The sequence below is a fragment of the Eubacterium sp. BL-380-WT-2B genome, assembly GCF_009696115.1.
Taxonomy (GTDB): Bacteria; Bacillota; Clostridia; order Eubacteriales; family Eubacteriaceae; genus Eubacterium; species Eubacterium callanderi.
Genome location: NZ_VUMP01000021.1, coordinates 1 through 2,620, shown reverse-complemented (window position 1 = coordinate 2,620; position 2,620 = coordinate 1). Strand labels below are relative to the sequence as shown.

3 protein-coding genes are annotated in these 2,620 nt (G+C 46.3%); all 3 read left to right on the top strand.

Translation table 11 applies throughout. From position 1 onward, the window contains the following. Window positions 1–202 precede the first annotated feature (202 nt). Window positions 203–679 carry a hypothetical protein gene (locus FYJ53_RS20995; protein WP_154557783.1) on the top strand — a complete coding sequence of 159 codons (477 nt, stop codon included), beginning with the start codon at window positions 203–205 and terminating at the stop codon, window positions 677–679. Window positions 680–728: 49 nt separating this feature from the next. Beyond that, window positions 729–896, top strand: coding sequence for a hypothetical protein (locus FYJ53_RS20990; RefSeq protein WP_154557782.1), 168 nt, complete (start codon window positions 729–731; stop codon window positions 894–896). A 40-nt stretch (window positions 897–936) separates the two neighbouring features. Continuing rightward, window positions 937–2,620 (top strand): tape measure protein (locus tag FYJ53_RS20985; RefSeq protein ID WP_154557781.1); only part of this gene is annotated, 1,684 nt, incomplete at its 3' end.

Here is a 2,620-nt window from a genome sequence, read left to right as displayed (position 1 = left end):
CCGAGAAAGGCATGTCCCAGGAGCAGAAGAATGAAATCAAACGGCTGCATCGCATATGGGATCTGCCCCTCAATGAGGTGGATCAGGCGGAAGAGGATGAATTTACCAAGATTTTGATGGGCGACGGGAATATTGATGCTTTCCTTGCACAATCCCGCGAATGATAGTATAATTTGTTTATATTATTATGGGGGTGCGGGTTATGGACAAATTATCTTTGATGCATTTAGAAGGTCTTCCGATTAAAGGAGACTCCGTTTTTTGTGATATTACAATACAAGATGAATCTCTAAAAATCACAGAAACAAGTGGTATTTTTAAGAAAAAAGCAAAAAATACTTTTAGCCTCGATTTAAACAAAATAATATCAATGGATATTATCAACGAAAAGAATATTCAGGAAAAGCAAAAAAGTATAGTAGGTCGCGGCATTGCAGGCGCCGTGCTGTTTGGCCCAGCAGGTGCGATTGTTGGAGGTTTATCGGGAACGGGGAAAAAACAAAAGGTCAAAACAAAGAATGTTTTTGTTATCTCTTATTATGGTAAAGACAACGAAGTGAAATCTATAAATTTTGATCCAGGGCTCGTTATCGCTTTTGTTGAAGAGTTTATCCGAGATTATGAAGATAAATGCGGAAAGAATCAACAAGTAAACGAACATGGTGAAATTGAGTTATAAAGAATGAAACCGCCTCTCAGATGGTGGTTTTTTATTTGCCTGAAGGCTGGTGATTGGTATTGAAAAAAGAATAAAATGTCCTTATTGTGGTTATAAAATGCCTTTGTCTTTAGCTCTAGACGCTGAAAGCAAGGGCGTTTTTGCTATCTGTAAAGGACGTAACTGCGGAAAAATATTTGAAATTAAAGTAAAAAAAGGAGTACAAATAGACAAGTAGAGCCTGAGAGCCGATGTCTTCCAAAGGAGAGTGAGGAGCATTGGCTGATGGCAGCATTATTATTGATGTTTTATTAAACAGCAAAAAAGCTCGTGAAGAACTTTTTAAGTTTGAAAACAGCACAGAGAAGTCATTTAAAGGTATCTCAAATAGTGCCAAGGGCGCCGTTGAGGGCATTAAAAAGATTGCCAGTGCCATCGGTCTGGTTACTGTCGCATCAGCGGCAATCGGCCTGATTCGAGGCTCAATCGACAAAGCCTTTTCCCGCATGGATACCATGGACCAGTTCAACCGGACCATGACCGCTATCACGGGAAACTCCGAAGCTGCTGGAAAGGCACTGGAGGAGCTCAAAGGTATCACCAAAGGCACAGCCTACGGCCTGGATGTGGCTGCCAAAGCTACCCAGGACTTTGTGACGCGTGGCCTGGATATTCACCAGGCGACTGAGCAGGTGCGTATCTGGGGCGACGCCGTGGCTTTTTACGGTGATGGCAGTTCGGAGCAGTTCGCGAACGTTTCGGATGCGCTGGCGAAGATGCGGACCAAGGGCAAAGTTGAGATGGATCAGCTTGACCGCTTATTCGATGCCGGGATTGACGCGGTGGGCATGTATGCCCAGGCAACCGGGCAATCCTCCGCGGATGTCCAGGACGCTCTGTCTAACGGTAAGATCAGCGCGGCGGACTTTATCGACACGGTTTCCAAAGCCATGGAGGAGGGCACCAACGGTGTTTTAAGCATTTCAGGTGCCGCCAAAGAAGCGGGAATGAGCTGGGGCGCAGTTTTTGATAACATGCGCGCCGCGGTAGCTCGTGGGATTGAGTCGGTTATAAAAGCCATTGATGAAGGGTTGAGCAATGCCGGACTTCCGGAAATAAAAGAGATTATTGCCGGTATCGGAGACGCTTTTGAGAGTGGTTTAAAGAGGGCAGCTGAAAGCATTCCGGGATTAATTGGCGAAATTAAAAATTTTATTGAAACGATTCAGCCTTTTATTCCTTTAATAGTCGGACTGGTATCTGCTTTTGCTACATGGAAAACAATAATGACTGTCGTTCCAATAATAGCTAAGGTTGCAAGTGGAATAAAGATGGTAGTGTCCGCTATCAGCATGGTTAAAACGGCAGAGGGAGCATTTGCACTTCTTAAGACCGGGATTGCGGCATTAGGAGGACCGGTTACTTTGGTGATTGCTGCAATTGGAGCATTGGTTGGAGTCCTCATCTACCTTTGGAACACCAACGAAGATTTCCGAAATGGCGTTATCAACATCTGGAACGGAATCGTCTCTTTCTTCACCGAAACCATACCAGCAGCGTGGAACAGCGTCTGTGAATTTTTCGCCGGCATTCCCCAGTTTTTTTCAGACCTGTGGACAAGCATCGGAAACTTCTTTATAAATGGCTGGAACAGTATCGTCGCGTTTTTCACCGAGACCATTCCAGCCTGGATCGCCAGCGTCGGCGAGTGGTTCAACCAGCTGCCTTATTTAATCGGGTACGCTCTGGGCTACGCGCTCGGTACGCTGGTCCAGTGGGGCGTGAACGTCTGGAACTTCTTTACCCAGACTGTGCCGCAGTGGATCGCCAGCGTAGGCCAGTGGTTCTCCGAACTGCCCGGCCGGATAAATGAGTGGCTGGTCAATGCCTTAAGGCGGGCCCTCACCTGGGGCATCAACATGAAGCTTCAGATGCGCCAGGCGGCCATTGACGCGATTAATG